This window comes from Gluconacetobacter azotocaptans, assembly GCF_014174355.1.
Classification (GTDB): Bacteria; Pseudomonadota; Alphaproteobacteria; order Acetobacterales; family Acetobacteraceae; genus Gluconacetobacter; species Gluconacetobacter azotocaptans.
Window position 1 is genome coordinate 55583 of record NZ_JABEQF010000009.1, and the last position, 16782, is coordinate 72364.

11 protein-coding genes are annotated in these 16782 nt (G+C 63.1%); 9 read left to right on the forward strand and 2 right to left on the reverse strand.

Going from position 1 to position 16782, the window contains the following annotated elements; genetic code table 11:
• Nucleotides 1-17 precede the first annotated feature (17 nt).
• Together HLH34_RS12625 and HLH34_RS12630 are read right to left on the reverse strand one after the other, a co-directional pair.
• The gene (locus tag HLH34_RS12625) at nucleotides 18-1403 is read right to left on the reverse strand and encodes an MFS transporter (RefSeq protein WP_183119941.1); all 1386 of its coding nucleotides are present in this window, start codon (nucleotides 1401-1403) and stop codon (nucleotides 18-20) included.
• A gap of 153 nt (nucleotides 1404-1556) precedes the next feature.
• Nucleotides 1557-2285, reverse strand: coding sequence for a haloacid dehalogenase type II (locus HLH34_RS12630; RefSeq protein WP_183119942.1), 729 nt, complete (start codon nucleotides 2283-2285; stop codon nucleotides 1557-1559).
• Between the two features lie 224 nt (nucleotides 2286-2509).
• Between HLH34_RS12630 and HLH34_RS12635 the strand changes: the two genes are divergently transcribed.
• The 9 genes from HLH34_RS12635 to HLH34_RS12675 all read left to right on the forward strand — a co-directional run bounded on the left by HLH34_RS12635 (nucleotide 2510) and on the right by HLH34_RS12675 (nucleotide 16764).
• On the forward strand, nucleotides 2510-3262 hold the full coding sequence (locus tag HLH34_RS12635; protein ID WP_183119943.1) for an AraC family transcriptional regulator: 753 nt from the start codon (nucleotides 2510-2512) through the stop codon (nucleotides 3260-3262).
• 191 nt (nucleotides 3263-3453) lie between these two features.
• The gene (locus HLH34_RS12640) at nucleotides 3454-4608 is read left to right on the forward strand and encodes an NAD(P)/FAD-dependent oxidoreductase (RefSeq protein ID WP_183119944.1); all 1155 of its coding nucleotides are present in this window, start codon (nucleotides 3454-3456) and stop codon (nucleotides 4606-4608) included.
• Nucleotides 4609-4642: 34 nt separating this feature from the next.
• On the forward strand, nucleotides 4643-6700 hold the full coding sequence (locus HLH34_RS12645) for a hydantoinase/oxoprolinase family protein (RefSeq protein WP_183119945.1): 2058 nt from the start codon (nucleotides 4643-4645) through the stop codon (nucleotides 6698-6700).
• A 74-nt stretch (nucleotides 6701-6774) separates the two neighbouring features.
• Entirely contained in the window at nucleotides 6775-7242 is a 468-nt protein-coding gene (locus HLH34_RS12650) for a flavin reductase (protein ID WP_204736911.1), read from the forward strand.
• Nucleotides 7243-7379: 137 nt separating this feature from the next.
• The gene (locus HLH34_RS12655) at nucleotides 7380-8897 is read left to right on the forward strand and encodes a hydantoinase B/oxoprolinase family protein (RefSeq protein WP_338086073.1); all 1518 of its coding nucleotides are present in this window, start codon (nucleotides 7380-7382) and stop codon (nucleotides 8895-8897) included.
• 336 nt (nucleotides 8898-9233) lie between these two features.
• Entirely contained in the window at nucleotides 9234-10574 is a 1341-nt protein-coding gene (locus HLH34_RS12660; protein ID WP_183119948.1) for an MFS transporter, read from the forward strand.
• A 405-nt stretch (nucleotides 10575-10979) separates the two neighbouring features.
• Nucleotides 10980-13073: a hydantoinase/oxoprolinase family protein gene (locus HLH34_RS12665; protein ID WP_183119949.1), complete on the forward strand. Its 2094-nt coding sequence runs from the start codon at nucleotides 10980-10982 to the stop codon at nucleotides 13071-13073.
• On the forward strand, nucleotides 13070-14686 hold the full coding sequence (locus HLH34_RS12670) for a hydantoinase B/oxoprolinase family protein (protein WP_183119950.1): 1617 nt from the start codon (nucleotides 13070-13072) through the stop codon (nucleotides 14684-14686). The genes HLH34_RS12665 and HLH34_RS12670 overlap by 4 nt, the downstream gene beginning before the upstream one ends.
• 2 nt (nucleotides 14687-14688) lie before the next feature.
• Entirely contained in the window at nucleotides 14689-16764 is a 2076-nt protein-coding gene (locus tag HLH34_RS12675) for a hydantoinase/oxoprolinase family protein (RefSeq protein WP_183119951.1), read from the forward strand.
• Nucleotides 16765-16782 lie beyond the last annotated feature (18 nt).

A 16782-nucleotide genomic window follows, 5' to 3' on the forward strand; every position in this document is an offset into this window, starting at 1 on the left:
TGAGGGCACTCCCGGCGTCAGGCCGGCTCGGCGGGGGACGGCAGGGGGACGCGTCCGTCCGGGTTGCCGTCCGGCGCGGCCAGTGTGTCGTGCAGGCGCTGTCCCGCGGTTTCCAGGCCCAGCCACCATACAGCGGCGGCACCCAGCAGCAGCACACTTCCCAGCATGGCGAACACCCCTGCGAAGCCGGTTCGCGGCAACATGAAACCGACCAGCATCGGCGAGGCGATCGCGCCCAGCCGGCCGACCGCCGAGGCCAGGCCCTGCCCAGTGGTCCGGACCACGGTGGGGAAGAGTTCCGGCGTATAGACATACAATCCGGCAAAGCAGCCATTCAGGAAGAAGGACAGCAGCAGGCCGCATAGATTCGTCTCGACGCTGCCGTGCGCCAGGCCGAAGGCCAGGGCGCTCAGGCCGCCGAAACCCAGGCAGAGGCCGAGGGCGCGCTTGCGCCCGATCCGGTCGATGACCGCCGCGACCACGAAATAGCCGGGAATTTGCGCCGAGTAGATAAGGAGCGAGCGGTTGTAGCCCGTCTGCATCGAAGCACCCCCTGCCAGCAGGAGCGACGGCAGCCAGGTGAAATAGGCATAATAGGTCCAGTTGACCGTGAACCACAGCGCCGACGCCAGGATCGTGGCGCGTCGCTGCGGTGCCCGCCACAGGTCGCGCAGGCCATCTGTCCGCCCGCTGCCGGCTGTCCTTTCGGGTGGCGGGGGCGTGTCCCGCCGCCCTGGGATTTCGTGTTCCATCGTGGCGAGAATATGGGCCGCTTCCGCGTGGCGGCCCTGGCTTTCCAGCCATTTCGGGGATTCCGGCAGGGACCGTCGCCAGACCAGCAACATGACGACCGGCAGGGCCGTCAGGCCGATCGCCACACGCCAGCCCGACGGCCATGATGGAACGATCGCGACGCCGATCAGCGCCGCGCCGATGAAGCCGAACGAGAAGAACCCCGCCAGCGCCCCGGTGAAGCGGCCCCGATAGCGGCTGGCCACGAATTCCGCGAGGAACGGCGCGATGACGACGCTTTCCGCCCCCACGCCGTATCCTGCCACGATCCGTAGCATGAAGAATGCCGGCCAGCTTTCCACCATCGCGCTGGCGGCCGAAGCCGCGGCATAGATGGCAAGCGCCGTCATCATGATGAATTTGCGGCCCCAGCGGTCCGCCGCCAGCCCCGCGTTGAGCGCGCCGAAGAAGAAGCCGATATATGTGGCGCTTCCGAGCGTGCCCGTCTGTACGGACGTCAGATGCCACAGGCGCGAGACAACGGGCAGCACGAATGCGATACTGGCCTGGTCCATGGCGTCGAACGCATAGCCCAGGCCGCCAAGAAGCAGCAGGCGCCGGTGAAAGCGCGAGAACGGCAGGCGTTCAAGCCGGTCGGTGATGGAGGACATGCGCCTTCTCCGATCCGCGAGAGAAATGATCTGATCGGATAACGTTCGGCGAAACGGCAGGCTCGCGCCATGTCCATGGATCAGCGCGAACGCATCCGGCCATTACACCAAAGGCTGGCGCATTTCATCCGATTCCACCAGATGGCAATTACTTCATGACTGCGCCGCGCATTCCCTCTTATGCGCCTCGACCAGTTCGCCCATGCTGCGAAAATGGAAGTCGAGATGCGGGAGCGTTTCCGGCTCCATGGTCGCGCCCCATCCCTCGGTGGCGTGGCGACGGTCGATCCATGCCGATGCGATGCCGATCCGGTTCGCCTGCACATGGTCGTGGAACAGGCTCTGCGCCGTCATCAGGATGTCCGGCTTGGCGAAGCCCATGGCCCCGACATGGCTGACAAGAAACGCGAAATTACGCGGTGAAGGTTTATAAGAACCGATATCCTGCGCCGTGTAGATGGCATCGAATTCCACCTGGAGCCGGCGGTTGCTCGCCCGGAAACTCTCGCGGTCCACATTCGAGAGAATCACGAGCTTGTAATATCGTTTCAGGTAATCCAGGGCCTCGACCGAGTCCGGAAAAGCCGGCCAGTCGGCCACCGATCCGCCAAAGGTAAGGGCTTCCGCCTCGGTCACCGCGACATTCCATTCCGCGGCCAGGCGGCGATAGACCACGCCGAGAAGGTCAGAATAGATCATCTCGGGCGTCTGCTCTTCCTGGTCGGATTCATGGCGGGCGAAGATCTCGAGCGCCTGGTCACGCGACATGGGGTTGCCCAGCTTCGCCAGAAGCGGCTGGAGTGCGGTGTAAATTCCGGTTTCCCAATCGATCAGCGTGCCGTAGCAGTCGAAAGCGAGTACCTTGAAATCGGTCAGATGCATTTTGAACCCCCTGGCGAAACAGCCGGCCACGGCCCTTTCAGCGTCTGATCATCATAGCCCAGGATGCCGCCGCCGTTCTTGACCGTGTCTCCATTTGTTTTGACCTGCTATCGACAGCAGGCGGGGAGTGTTCGGGGCCTTGACGCCGGGCGGGCGTCGAATTGCCTTGCGGCCGCCATTTCGTCTAGCGTGTCGTACCGTTTCGTAAACCGGGAAGCGACGGAATGTCCGCTCAAAACCTGAAACTGAGCTTTCGCAGCTATCACCATGAAACGGATAGCCATTCCCATCGGCATGCTCAATTGGTACTGCCGCTGGCCGGCAGGCTTGAGATCGAAATCGGCGGCCGGGGCGGGTGGGTTCATCACGCATGTGCGGCCTTCGTGCCGCCCGGTGTCACGCACGCGCAGTCGGGCCGGGGGGAAAATCTCTTTCTGGTCGTCGATCTCGACAGCGAGACGCTGGAGGGCGCGCATATCGAGCAGATGGCCCAGCTGATCTACGTGCCCGTCTCGCCTGCGGCGCGCCGTCTGATCGAATTTGCCGAGACCTCGCGCCATGGAGGGCAATGGGGGGAGGCGCTGGCGCGCAACTGGGTGCCGCTGCTGTTCGATACGCTGTTGCTCGACCTGCGCAGGCCGGCCTCGCGTCTAGCCGGACTGCTCGCCGCAATCGAGGCGCAGCTCGATTACGCCTGGACAACGTCCGAGATGGCCATGCGCTGTGGCATCAGCGTGAGCCAACTGCATCAACTGTTCCAGAAGGAACTGGCACAGAGTCCGGCGGCCTATCTCGCGGCACGGCGGATCGGCCGGGCGTGTGAGGAACTGGCCTGGACGAGCGAGAGCATTGCGGAGATCGCCTGCCGCGTGGGGTATTCGGACCAGACCGCGCTGACACGGGCGATGCGGCAGGCGACGGGCACGACGCCGGCGGCGTGGCGGCGGTCCAGCCATGCCGTCGCTGGAAAGCCGTAGAGGCGCCGTTTCAAAAACGCGCGGCGGGGGGAAAGCGCCGAAGATTCAGGAAAAACCACGGCGTGTGCCGCAACTGGTCCACGCGTTTCGCGTGAACTGGACCTTGTTGCCTTGGGGCAATGATCCAGAATGGCCGGAACGCAACCTGGCAAGCCGGCAGCGGTAATGCCACGGGGAACGAGAGCGAAACAATGCCTGACATAGTGGTCGTCGGCGCGGGCATCATGGGTCTCGCGGCGGCTTACGAATTGGTGTCGGTGGGGTGCTCGGTCACAGTCTTCGACACCTATGCCCGCGCCGCCATGGCTTCGGGCTGGACGTTGGGCGGCGTGCGCCAGTCCGGCCGCGACGCGGCGGAACTGCCTCTGGCGCGGGCGGCGGTGGCGCTGTGGTCCGACCTCGGCGAACGGCTCGACGCGTCCATCGGCTACCGGCAGGACGGCAACCTGCGTGTCGCCCGCACGGTCGAGGAGATGGAGATCATCCGCCGGCTGGTCGACAGTCAGCGGGCCAGCGGCCTCGATCTGAGGCTGCTCGATACTGGACAGGTGCGCGATATCGCGCCAGCCGTCTCGGATGCTGTGCTGGGCGCGTCGTTCTGCCCGACGGACGGATATGCGGACCCTCTGGCCACCTGCCAGGCTTATCTCTCCGCGGCGCGGCGCCAGGGCGCCGACTACCGCCCCGGTACGACCGTCGAGCGGATCGAGTGCCGTGACGGGCGCGTCCAGGGGGTGTGGGCGAACGGGACGTTCGTCCCGGCCTCCCACGTCATTGTGGCCGCGGGGCTGCAAGGGAATGCCCTGCTCGCGCCCCTGAATCTGGCGGTGCCGATCAATCCGCACATGGTGTCCGTGCTGCGCGGCATGCCGGGGCGGCAGATCCTGTCGCAGGTGATCGGTGTCGCCAATGCGGACTGTGCGGGGCGTCAGGAACCGGACGGGCGTTTCCGGGTGACCAGCGGCGTTCTGCCGTGGCACGGCGTGCTGAGTGGCGGCACGCGCCCGGTCGTGCCGACCCCGGCATCATCCTTCGGCAGGATCGTGGAGCGTTTCACGACGGTTGTCCCGTCATTCGCCGATGCCCTGATCGAGGAATGCTGGAGCGGCCTGATCGATCTGACGCCCGACGCGCTGCCGGTTATCGACGCGCCCCCCGAAATCGACGGCCTTGTCATCGCGATGGGGTTCTCGGGCCATGGGTTCTGCCTGGGGCCGGTCGTGGGGCAGGTCCTGCGTGACCTGGTGATCGGCAACGGGAGGCAATGGACGCTCGATCCGTTCCGCCACGGCCGCTTCGAAGGGACGACGGGTGACGCGGGGGCATCCCTGACCCTGCACGGATGACGCCGCCAACCTCTGCGTGAAAATGGAGAAACCGATGTCCTGGCGAATTGGGGTCGATTCCGGAGGCACGTTCTGCGATATCTGCCTTTACGATCAGGAGGGCGGACAGCTCGCCATCTGGAAGGTCTCCTCGACCCCCGACGACCCGTCCCGGGGCATCGCGGCGGGCGTCTCCGAGGGGCTGGAAACCGTTGGTGCGGCCATGAGCCAGGTCGGATTCCTGGGTCATGGCACGACAGTCGGCACCAACGCGCTGATCCAGCACAAGGGCGCGCGCACGGGCCTGATCACGACACGCGGTTTTCGTGACCTGATCGAGATCGGTCGGCAGCGGCGTCCCAGCCTGTACGACCTGAATGCCGACAAGACGCCGGTGCTGGTGGACCGTGACCTGCGCCTCGAAGTGTCCGAACGGGTGCGCTCGGACGGAAGCGTGGCGGTGCCGTTGAACGAGGCGGAGCTGCGCGAGGCCGTGCGTGCCCTGCGCGACGCGGGCGTCGCGGCGATCGCGATCGGATTTCTCTATGCCTTCCTGAATCCGGAAAACGAACGGCGCGCGCGCGAGATCGTGGAGCAGACATTCCCCGGCGTCTTCATCTCGGCGAGCTACGTCGTGGCGCCCGAGTTTCGGGAATACGAACGGTTTTCCACGACTGTCGTCAACGCCTATCTGGGCCCGGTCATGGAGAACTATATCAACCGGCTGGAAACGCGGCTACAGGAACAGGGGCTGAAGGTCGCGCCGGGTATCACGCAGTCGAACGGCGGTGTCATCAGCTTCGAGGCGGCGCGGACGCTGCCGGTTCGCACCGTGCTGTCAGGTCCTTCGACCGGCGTCGTCGCGGCGCAGAAGATCGGCATGACGATCGGCGAGCCAAACCTGATCACCTTCGACATGGGTGGCACCAGTTCGGACGTCGCCCTGCTCAAGGAAGGCAAATGCCGCCTGATGGGCGAGGCGAACGTGCATGGCTATCCGATCAAGGCGCCGATGCTCGACATCCACACGGTCGGCGCGGGCGGCGGCTCGCTTGCCTTTCGCGACGCCGGGGGGCTGCTGAAAGTCGGCCCGCAGAGCTGCGGGGCCGATCCGGGGCCTGTCTGTTACGACAAGGGCAACAAAACGCCCTCGACGACCGACGCGAACGTGGTGCTGCACACGCTCAATCCGGAATTTCTTCTGGGTGGGCGTATGAAGATCAACCATGACGGCGCCTATTCCCAGATCGCGCTGCTGGCAGAGACGCTGGGGCTGGATGTCATGGAAGCCGCCCAGGGCATCATTTCGGTCGTTACGGCCAACATGGCCAGGGCGGTGCGCGTCATCAGCGTGCAGAAAGGCCATGATCCCCGCGATTACGCGTTGATGGCCTTCGGGGGCGCCGGCCCGTTGCACGCGGCGCGCCTGGCGCTGGAACTGGAGATGAAGCGCGTCATCATCCCGCTGACCCCTGGGGTGATGTGCGCCCTGGGCCTGCTGCTGACCGACCTGAGGGCCGATTTCTCGGTAACCCGGATCCTCCCCGCGCAGGACGATTCCGTGGCGGTGATCGCGGAACTCGTTGGGAGCCTGCGCCGGCAGGCGGATGCATGGTTCCTGGCGGAGAACGTGGAGGAGGGCGCGCGCAGCCTGACCTTTACGGCGGACATGCGCTATGCCGGGCAGAACTACGAACTGCCGGTGGCAATCGGCGAGCTGGACGGGGTGACGGCGGAGACGATCGGGCATTTCGTCACCGCCTTCCGCCAGGTCCACACCGAGCAGTACGGATTCGCCTCGACCACGGATCCTATCCAGTTCGTGACCTTTCGCGTCCAGGCCGGAGGACGGATCGAAAGCGCCAACTTCCCCGCCCATGACGACGCAGGACCGGACGCCGGCACGGCACTGCTCGGCACCCGGGAAATCTGGTTTCCCGAAACAGGGGGCTTTACCGCATGCCCGGTCTATGACCGGTCGCGCCTGCGGGCGGGCAACGTCCTGCATGGGCCGGCCGTCGTGGAACAGATGGATGCGACCACAGTCATTCTTCCCGGCATGACAGCCCATGTCGAGCCGCATCTGAACATCATTATCGAAACAGGCTTGTAGGGCGGCGTGCCGGCCGCCCGCACTGGAACACGGTGGGAACTGCGATGATTTCTGGGGATCTTTTCCGACGCGGCATGTCCCGTCTGGCGGGGGCCGTCTGCCTGATCACCACCAGCGACGCCGGCGGGTATCATGGCTTCACCGCATCGTCCGTCTGCAGCGTGACGGACGATCCGCCGACATTGCTGGTCTGCATGAACCGAAACGTGCGTTCACGGGAGACGTTGCTGGCCAGCAAGGTCGTCGGCGTGAACGTGCTGGCGGGGCATCAGCATGAACTCGCGAATGCGTTCGCCTCGGCGAGCATGACGATGGAACAGCGTTTCGCCGGTGGAGGCTGGCAGCCGGGGGCGACGGGGGCGCCGCTCCTTGCGGGCGCGGCAGTGTCCTTCGACTGCCGCCTGTCCGAAAGCGCCGAAGTGGGAACGCATAGCGTGCTGTTCTGCGAGATCATGCAGGTGGCGTTCGGTGCGGTCGACGAGACGCTTCTGTGGCTCGACCGGAATTATCATCGTCTTCCGTTGCGGCGTGTCCAGATTTAACGCGTGCCGCATGCGCAGGGGAGCCGGGCGGCGGCCCTGACAGATGCCCCACGGCCCGGCCACGAAACGATCAGGATCGGCATAAGGACGGAGCAAGCGAGATGACGCAGCCGAGTAAGACGACGCCAATAAGCCCCGTGACCGTCGAAGTCATCGGTAGTGCGCTGGCATCGATTGCCGAGGAAATGGGGGAAGCTCTGGTTCGGTCGAGCATTTCGACGAACATCAAGGAGCGGCGCGACTGCTCTACGGCGATCTGCGACGCGGCCGGGCTTATCCTGAGCCAGGCCGAGCATATTCCTATGCATCTCGGCAGCTTCGTGGCCTTCATCCCGGCCATATTGGACCGGTACGCCGTGGCCGATATCCATCCAGGCGATATTTTCATCGGCAACGACGCCTATGAAGGCGGTGGAACACATCTGCCCGATTTCGTCCTGGCCGAGCCCGTCTTCTGCGAGAACATATTGAGCGCCTGGGTTATCAACACGGCCCATCATGCCGATTTCGCCGATCGCGGGCATGCGCATATCTTCCAGGAAGGCATCCGGATTCCCCCGGTCCGGCTGGTCAGGCAGGGCGTCACCGAGGATGCCGTGCAGTCGATGATCCTGCTGAACTGCCAGTCTCCGACCGAGCGCCTGTCGGACCTTCGGGCCCAGCGTGCCGCGTGCCGCCTCGGCGTGGTGCGCCTGAAGGACCTGTTCAGGAAATATGGCGCGCCGACCGTCGCGGCAGCGGGGCAGGCGCTGCTCGACCATGCGGAACGCCGGTTGCGGGCAGCGATCGCCACCGTGCCCGACGGACGATATGATTTCGACGACGTGTTCGAAAGCCCGGAAACGCCGCAGCCGCTGCCCATCGGTGTGACGGTGTCGGTCAAGGCCGACGAGATGACGTTGGCATTCCGGGCGCCGGCGCAGGTCAGGTCCAGCGTCAACATGACCTATACCGCCTTGTTCGCGACGGTGTGCTATGCCGTCAAGGCGGCTCTGGATCCCGATGCGCCGCCCAATTCCGGCCTGGCACGTCCGCTGCATATCGAGGCGCCGGCGGGCTCCCTGCTGAACTGTGTTTCGCCGGCGGCGGTGAACGGACGCATCAATACCTGCCAGCGCGTGGTGGACCTGATTCACGGTGCCCTGGCACGGGCGCTGCCGGCGCGGCTGCCCGCGGCCGGATGCGGGGCCGCGGTATCGGCGCTGTTTTCCAGCGACAACATGGCCGACCACTGGATCTACCTCGATGTTCTGGGCGGCGGTGGTGGGGCCCGTCCCGCCAAATCCGGCATGGACGGCGTCCAGCAGCATATGACGAACACGTCGAATCTTCCGATCGAGGCGTTGGAGATGGAATATCCGTTGGAGGTCGTCAATTACGCCTTCAGAGACGGTTCGGCCGGCGAAGGGCGCCATCGTGGCGGAATGGGGCTGTCGCGCATCTACAAGGTGCTGAAACCCTGCTGGCTGGAACTGGATGGCTCACGTCTCGCGACCCGGCCCTGGGGATTGGATGGCGGTGGGGAGGGGATGAATTGTGTCATCCGGGTGGACGGCCAGGTGCTGGATCCCGTGCCGCCTATCCTGCATCTCGACGCCGCGCAGCAGATCGAGATCCATACGGCTGGCGGCGGCGGATATGACGCGTGGGGCTGAGATCTCCCCGCCGCCCGGTGGAACCTGTGGGACATAGGTCCATGACGCGCTTTTTTGAGTATCACGGCACTCAGTCCTTGCGTTTTATTTCTTTGAAGGAATATGATCTTCCTGCGAGGAATATTTCCGGTGCGGCGCCACGCGTCATGAAGAGGTGATCGCTGGCGCGTTATATGGCCCCGTAGACAACGGGGAAAGGCGATGTGCCCGTCGCCGGCTGCGGCAGGCGCGCCGTTTTTTTCGCGCCAGAAGGGTTCGAGGCATCGTCGTCGACCGGTGTCCGGCGGAATGCCGTGTCCTGAAGTCTGCTCGTTTCAGGTCAAACCGATCCGAGGCGTGAGCACATGCGGACTCATTCTCCTCTTGCGTGGAGGTCTCTTCTTGAGTGACGTTTTGGCCATAGACCACGAACCGTCGGATACCTCCGCCCGCGCGCGACCGCAAAGATGGTGGGTGCTGTTCTGCCTGATTGTTCCATTCGGCGTTTTCATGACCATGGACAAGGAGGTGCTCGTCGTCCTGGCGCCGGCGATTCATGATGAATTTGCCATATCATATCTGTCCCTGTCGAAAATCCTGTCCGCCGTCGCCTGGGGGTACGCCATCTGTCAGATTCCTTCGGGCATCCTGGTGGATTTATGCGGCGCGCGCCTTGTTCTGGCGGCATCCTGTGTCATCTGGTCGACGATTGTGTTCGTGACGCCGTTCTGCCGGGAGCCGTCCAGTCTGACGATCGCGCGATTTCTGCTGGGGTGCGTCCAGGCGCCGGTGATTGCGGCCAGTGTCCTCGCGCTCCGTCACTGGTTCGACGTTCGCGAACGCGCCACGACCAGTGCGGCGGTCATCGGCGGCACATATGTCGGTTCCGCCCTGGGTGGGCCGCTGACAAGCTTCATCGCCTCACAGGCCCGGTGGCAGACCTGCTTCTTTGTCTATGGCGTCCTGGGCCTTCTGTTTACGATGGTTTTTCTGTCCCTGTATCCCAATTTTAAAATAATCCGCCCTGTCGGCGACGGGCGAGGAAAACAGGGATTGCGCGCGGCGAATCTTGCGATCCTCAGGAAAAGCCAGTTCTGGGCGATCGGGATGATGTATTTCAGCCTGGTGGCTGTTGAAAGCTTCTTTCAATCCCTGATGCCTATCTTTCTTAATCTGCGCTGGCATGTCAGTGTCGCCAACAGTGGCTGGCTGTTCGCCTTTCCCTGGATCACCCTGTGTGTGTCCGTCGCCGTCAATGGCGCCCTGTCAGACTATATCGCGAAGCGGTGGCGCTCGATCCGCCTGGCCCGGACACCGCTGGCGGTCTGCGGATTTCTGCTGGGAACCGCCTCGCTCTCGGTCGCACTGGTTTCGCAGAATTTCATTCTGTCCATCGTCCTGCTTTGCGTCTCGCTTTTCGGCGTCGGAATGGCGCAGGTTTCGATCTGGTCGTCGATTCAGGATATTGGCGACCGTACGCTCGCCTTCCTGACGGGCTGGGTGCAGTTTGCTGGAAATTCGGCGTCTGGGTTCGTGCCCATTGTCATGATGGGACAGGTTCATCCGCATTCGGGCTGGGGCACCGCCGCCGCCCTGGTCGTGCCCTTCGGCGTGTTCGGCGTCATCATGACGTTTTTTGTAAGGCCCCATAGAAAACTTCACCAATCCGATGGTACGCGAGCTCGTATCGTGAATTGACGTCGTGAACTAACTCGATTTTCGCGCATTTTATTGTGATGGACTGAAAATTCTTTCAATCGTCCATCATCGGACTGATCACCGGCGCTTCATGGCTGCCCTCCTGTAGCGGGAGGGGGTAGTATCCGCGAACGCATGGCCGGATTGCGTGCGGTAATCTTCAAACTTATTCGTAACGATGTGTCACGGGTGCCATGTCCGATATCATCAAATATTTGAAGGATTTCTTGAAAGATCGCGGATCGGCGGCGAGGCCGGTCGACGTGCCATCCGTACCAGGCACGTGCGTTGAGGGTGTTTCCTGACACGAAAATAACATCCCCATAAGGAAATATTTTATTTACAGGCGCAGGAAATGTGGTTCAATGCGTTCGGAATGCATTCGCAAATCGATGGCGGCTCCTCATGGTAAAAAAAATTCGCGTCGCATCGGACGTTGGCGGTACCTTCACTGACAGTATTGCTTATGATGAGGTCAGCGGAACGATCACGGTATCCAAAGTTTCCACCACGCCGGAAAATCGGGCGAAGGGAACCGTGGAGGGACTGAAACGTGCCATCGATCAGCATGGTGCCAGCGGAAATGAAGTGGACTATGTCGGACACGGCATGACCACGGCAACAAATGCGGTCATTCAACGGAATGGCGCGTTGACGGCCTTCCTGACCAATCACGGCTTCAAGGATCTTCTTGAGATCGGACGGCAGAACCGTCCGACGCTTTTCGATATTTCCATTGTCAAGCCAGGTGCGCTGGTGGACCCGGAATTGTGCTTTACCGCGCGCGGCCGGATCGACGCCTCCGGCCTTGAGGTCGAGCCGTTGAACGAAGCCGATGTCATACAGGCGGCACAGGCCATGCATCGTGCCGGTGTAAAGGCTGTCGGGGTCCTCTTCCTCCATTCCTATGCGAATCCTGGGCATGAACAGCGGGCCCGTGCGTTGCTGGAGCAGCATCTGCCGGGCGTGCATGTCTGCGCGTCCACCGATGTCAGCAGGGAATTTCGTGAATATGAGCGTGCGAGCACCACGGTTCTGAATGCCTACCTGCGCCCGGTGATGGATCGCTATCTCCGTTCCCTGTACGGCATGCTGGTCGACGAAACCGACGGGCTTGCTCTGAGGAATGATGTTCCGGTCATGGTGATGGACGCCGCGGGCGGCCTGATGAGCCTGGAGAGCGCGCGATCGCGACCTGTGAGCACGGTATTGTCCGGCCCGGCGGGCGGTGTCGTCGCAAGCGCGCATGTGGCGCGGCGCGCGGGGATCGATCACATCATTACCATGGACATCGGCGGGACCAGTACGGACATCAGTCTGATCCGCAAGGGCCGTCCGGAAATCACCCGCTCCGCCGTACTGGAAACGGTCCCCATCAGAATTCCGGTGATCGATATCAATGCCATCGGGGCCGGCGGCGGCTCGATCGCCTGGATCGACGAAGGCGGCGCGCTGCGTGTCGGCCCCATGAGCGCGGAGGCTGTTCCCGGCCCGGCCTGTTACGGCCGTGGCGGAGAGCGGCCGACCGTCACGGACGCGAACCTCGTGCTCGGCCGGTTTGATGGCAAATCGCGTCTGGGCGGTAGCCTGAGCCTGAACGTGGAAGCGGCATTCAGGGTGATCCGCGATGCGATTGCCGAGCCGCTGGACATAACGGTGTATGAAGCGGCAGCGGGCATTCTCCGCGTGGCGCATTCGAATATCGTGCGTGGTATCCGCGTTGTTTCGGTCGAGCGAGGATATGATCCGCGCGATTTCGCGTTGGTGCCGTTTGGCGGGGCCGGGCCCATGCACGGCAGTCCGGTCGCGCGCGAACTGCGTATGCCGCGGGTGATGATTCCGCCGACTCCCGGAATCCTGTGCGCCATGGGGCAGTTGATCTCGGACCTGCGGCATGATTTTGTCGCCACCCATATCGCCGCTTACGCGGACCAGACGGAAGAGGACATGTCCGAACTGGTCCTCCCGCTGGTTCAGCAGGGTCTCGCCCGGCTCGAGCGCGAGGGCATTGCGCCGGAGCAGAGACAGATCGAGGTCAGGCTTGAGGTCCGCTATGTGGGGCAGAGCTATGACCTTCCGATATTGGTTGATTTCGACGCCAGGGATTACTGGAAAACCCTGCCGGTGCTGTTCCATGAGGCCCATCAGGTCCGGTTCGGCTATGCCGACCCGTCCGCCCCGATCGAGATCGTCGGCATCAATGTGACCGCGATCGGCCGGATCGATACCCCGGTCCTGCCCTCCCTGGCGCATGGCGGATCGACGCCGCCGTCCCAGGCCCATGCCGGCCGCAGGAAAATCTATTTCGAGCCGCTGGACGCCCACGCCAAGGGGCAGCTTTTCAATACGCCCGTCTATCGCAGATCGGAACTGATGGCGGGTAATGTCATAACCGGACCCGCCATCATAGAAGAAGTCTCCGCTACGACGGTGCTGTATCCCGGAGACGTGCTGACTGCCCACGAATCGGGAAACCTCATTGTGGAGGTGGCACAATGAAGACGTTCGATCCGATTACCCTGGAAGTGTTGCGCAACGCCCTGGAGGCGACGTCGCAGGAAATGGGTATCGTCCTGAAGCTGACGTCGTTTTCGCCCAATATCAAGGAGCGGATGGATGCATCATGCGCTCTCTTCGATGCGAATTCTCAACTCATCGCGCAAGCCGAGCATGTTCCCGTTCACCTTGGCTCCATGCAGCGTGCGGTGGGTCCGACGCTTGCGACCCTGGACCCGCTTGAACCGGGCGACGTCGTCATCGTCAACGATCCGTTTGTCGGGGGTGCCCACCTGCCGGATATTACGCTGATCGCACCGGTATTCATCGGGGATGACTGCATCGCCTATGTCGCGTCCAGGGCGCATCACTCCGATGTCGGCGGCATCGAGCCGGGTTCGATGCCCGGCAATTCCACCAGCATTTTCCAGGAAGGCATCATTATTCCACCCATCAGGCTTTATCGCCGGGGTGTCGAACAGACCGATATCATGAAGATGATCCTGGCGAATGTCAGGACGCAGGAGGAACGGAAGGGCGACCTGAATGCCCAGCTGGCGGCTCTTCGCGTCGGTATCGTCCGGCTGCAGGAGCTGGCGGAGCGATTCGGCGTGGCGACGCTGCGCGACGGCATGGCGGCCATTCTCGATTATTCCGAAAGAAGAATGATACGCCGGCTCGCTGAACTGCCCCGTGGCACGTGGGAGAGCGAGGATTGCCTGGATGATGACGGAAGCAGTGACGAACCCGTCAGGATCAAGCTGCGCGTGGATGTAACGCCGGAATGCATGGGCTTTGATTTCGAAGGCACGTCGGCCCAGCGTCCGGGCAATGTCAACGCGGTCGCGGGCATGACATTCTCGGCCGTTTTCTACTGCATGAAGATCCTGATGGATGCTTCGCTGCCGCCCAATGCCGGGGTCATGCGGCGCGTCGATATTCGGATTCCTCCGGGCTGTTTTCTCGATGCCGTGCGGCCGGCTGCGGTGTGCGCCGGCAACACGGAAACAACCCAGAGACTCGCCGACACGATCCTGCGCGCCTTCGCGCAGTTCGCGCCCGAGCGCATCGCGGCGGCGAGCCAGGGGACGATGAACCTGATCGGGATCGGGGGCACGGATCCGCGCAACGGCAAGCCCTATACCTATATCGAGACGATTGGCGGTGGACAGGGCGGCCGGCCGATGGGGCCGGGAATGAGCGCGGTGCATGCGAATATGTCCAACACGCTCAATACGCCGATCGAGGCATTGGAAATCAGCTATCCGCTGCGCGTCGAGCGCTATGAACTGCGCGGCGGTTCAGGGGGAAAGGGGCATCATGACGGGGGAGAGGGCGTCATTCGCGCCCTCAAGGTTCTGGATCACGAGGCGCGGGTGTCCCTGTCGAGCGACCGGCGCCGCTTTGCCCCTTATGGGCTTCATGGCGGTGGCGAAGGCTGCGTGGGCCGCAACGGCCTGCAAGCCGTCGACGGTGAAAAACAACCTCTCAAGGGTAAATGCTCCGTGACCCTCGCCGCCGGGGAGACGGTCATTGTCGAGACGCCCGGCGGCGGCGGATGGGGCCGCGCGGAGGCGGGGGCGCTCGGTCCGAAAAGCCGGCAAGGGAAGGGATGACGATGAAGGCTCGGCTCCGCGTGGCCGCGGACATCGGCGGCACGTTCACGGATATCGCTCTGATCCGGTGGGACGAAACGATCGCGACCCGGAAAGTACCCTCGACGCCCGATGATTACGGACGTGGCGTTGTAAGCGGGATCATGGAGCTTCTGCAGGCGGAAGGATTGTCCGTTCAGGATGTGGGCGAGGTCATGCATGCCTGCACGGTCGCGACCAACGTCATTCTCGAGGGGAAGGGCGCACGGACGGCCCTGATCACTACGGCGGGATTTCGTGACGTGCTGGAAATGCGGCGCATCCGTGTCCCTCGCCTGTACGAACCCTTGTATTGCAAGCCCCCTCCGCTGTCTCCACGGCGGCTACGCCTGGAGGTGGGAGAACGGGTCGATTTCCGCGGCAATGTACTGGTGCCGTTGGACGAGGCCTCGGTACTCCGTGCCCTCGATACGCTGGATAGGGAAAATGTCGAAGCGGTTGCGGTATGCCTGCTTCATTCCTATGCGAACGATTTTCATGAGCGGCGTATCGGTGAGATGATCGCGGCGCGCTTTCCGGACATGTTCGTCTCGCTCTCGGTCGATGTCCTGCCTGAGATGCGTGAATATGAACGCACCAGCACGACTGTGATCAATTCCTATGTCGGGCCACCGGTTCGGGGCTATCTTGCCTCCCTTACGGCGCAACTGGCAGATGCCGGGCTGCCGTCGCGCTTTTTCATGATGCATTCCGCCGGCGGCATTGTCGCCGCGACTTCGGTTGTCGCCCGGCCGGCCCAGATCGTTGAATGCGGGCCGGCCGCCGGCGTGCTGGGCGCGCTGCGCACCATGGTCGAGGCGGGACATCTCGACGTGATTTCCTTCGACATGGGTGGGACGACGGCAAAGGCGTCCTTGATCGAAAAGGGCGCCCTGGTGCGCACCGACGATTATGAAGTCGGCGGTGGAATTTCCATTTCGTCCAAATTGGCGAAAGGCGGCGGTTATGCCCTGAAACTTCCTGTCATTGACATATCGGAGGTCGGGGCAGGGGGCGGTTCGATCGTCTGGATGGATCCAGCCGGAGGGCTGAAAGTCGGGCCGCACAGCGCGGGCGCCTCTCCCGGGCCGGCATGTTATGGCCGGGGTGGAACCGAACCGACGGTCACGGATGCCAATGTCGTACTGGGGTTTCTCAATCCGAAGGCCCTGGCCGGCGGGAGCGTGCCGATCGAGGCGCAGCGCAGCGTGGAGGCCCTGTGCCGCGTCGTCGCGACGCCGCTGGGCATGGACATGGACCGGGCTGCGCATGGTGTCCATCAGCTGGTCAGCACCATCATGACCCGCGCGGTGAAATCGGTCACGACGTTCCGGGGACGGGATCCGCGCGAATTTGCCATGATCGCTTTCGGAGGCAATGGCGGGATCCACGCCATTTCACTGGCCAGGGCCCTGGGGATCAGAACGGTCTACGTGCCTCCTGGCGCGGGGGTCTTCAGCGCGCTGGGCCTGTTGTACGCGGATATCGAGACCAGCAAGTCGGCGGCCTTTCTCAAACGCCTGGATGAGGACTGCACCGTGGCCCTGACGGGTTTCTATGCAATGCTCCTCGATCGCGTGCGTGCGGAGCTGGCACGGCCGGTCGGGGCGCTGATGATCGAGCGCGCCGCCGACCTGCGCTATGTGGGACAGGCATTTGAAATCACCATTCCATTTTCCGCGGAAGGCGCGCTCGACGACAGGGCCAGGCGCGGATTGAGGCAGCGTTTCGAGAGCGAGTACGAACGTATCTACGGCTATCGCCTGGCAGAAACGGCGGTGGAAATCGTGACCTTGCGCCTGACGGCCAGGGTGCCGAAAGGAAACCGGAAATTGCCCGGATATGTTTTCCCCCAATCGACGCCGGCCACCACGCGGGACGTCTATTTCGGTCCGGAATTTGGCCGAGTGGCCACGATGGTCGTCGGGCGTGAGGCGCTGACGGCGAAGCCGGGGCCCGGGCCGATGATCATCGAGGAATATGAAGGAACCACGATCGTGCCGCCGGACTGCCACGTCCGCGTTGACGATCACGCGAACATTGTCATTACGTTACCATAGGCTCCTGGACAGACAGGA

Excerpts from the sequence above, each read along its gene's own strand:
- HLH34_RS12625 (WP_183119941.1), bottom strand. The coding sequence starts at position 1,403 with ATGTCCTCCATCACCGACCGGCTTGAACGCCTGCCGTTCTCGCGCTTT.
- HLH34_RS12630 (WP_183119942.1), bottom strand. The coding sequence starts at position 2,285 with ATGCATCTGACCGATTTCAAGGTACTCGCTTTCGACTGCTACGGCACG.
- HLH34_RS12635 (WP_183119943.1), top strand. The coding sequence starts at position 2,510 with ATGTCCGCTCAAAACCTGAAACTGAGCTTTCGCAGCTATCACCATGAA.
- HLH34_RS12640 (WP_183119944.1), top strand. The coding sequence starts at position 3,454 with ATGCCTGACATAGTGGTCGTCGGCGCGGGCATCATGGGTCTCGCGGCG.
- HLH34_RS12645 (WP_183119945.1), top strand. The coding sequence starts at position 4,643 with ATGTCCTGGCGAATTGGGGTCGATTCCGGAGGCACGTTCTGCGATATC.
- HLH34_RS12650 (WP_204736911.1), top strand. The coding sequence starts at position 6,775 with ATGTCCCGTCTGGCGGGGGCCGTCTGCCTGATCACCACCAGCGACGCC.
- HLH34_RS12665 (WP_183119949.1), top strand. The coding sequence starts at position 10,980 with ATGGTAAAAAAAATTCGCGTCGCATCGGACGTTGGCGGTACCTTCACT.
- HLH34_RS12670 (WP_183119950.1), top strand. The coding sequence starts at position 13,070 with ATGAAGACGTTCGATCCGATTACCCTGGAAGTGTTGCGCAACGCCCTG.
- HLH34_RS12675 (WP_183119951.1), top strand. The coding sequence starts at position 14,689 with ATGAAGGCTCGGCTCCGCGTGGCCGCGGACATCGGCGGCACGTTCACG.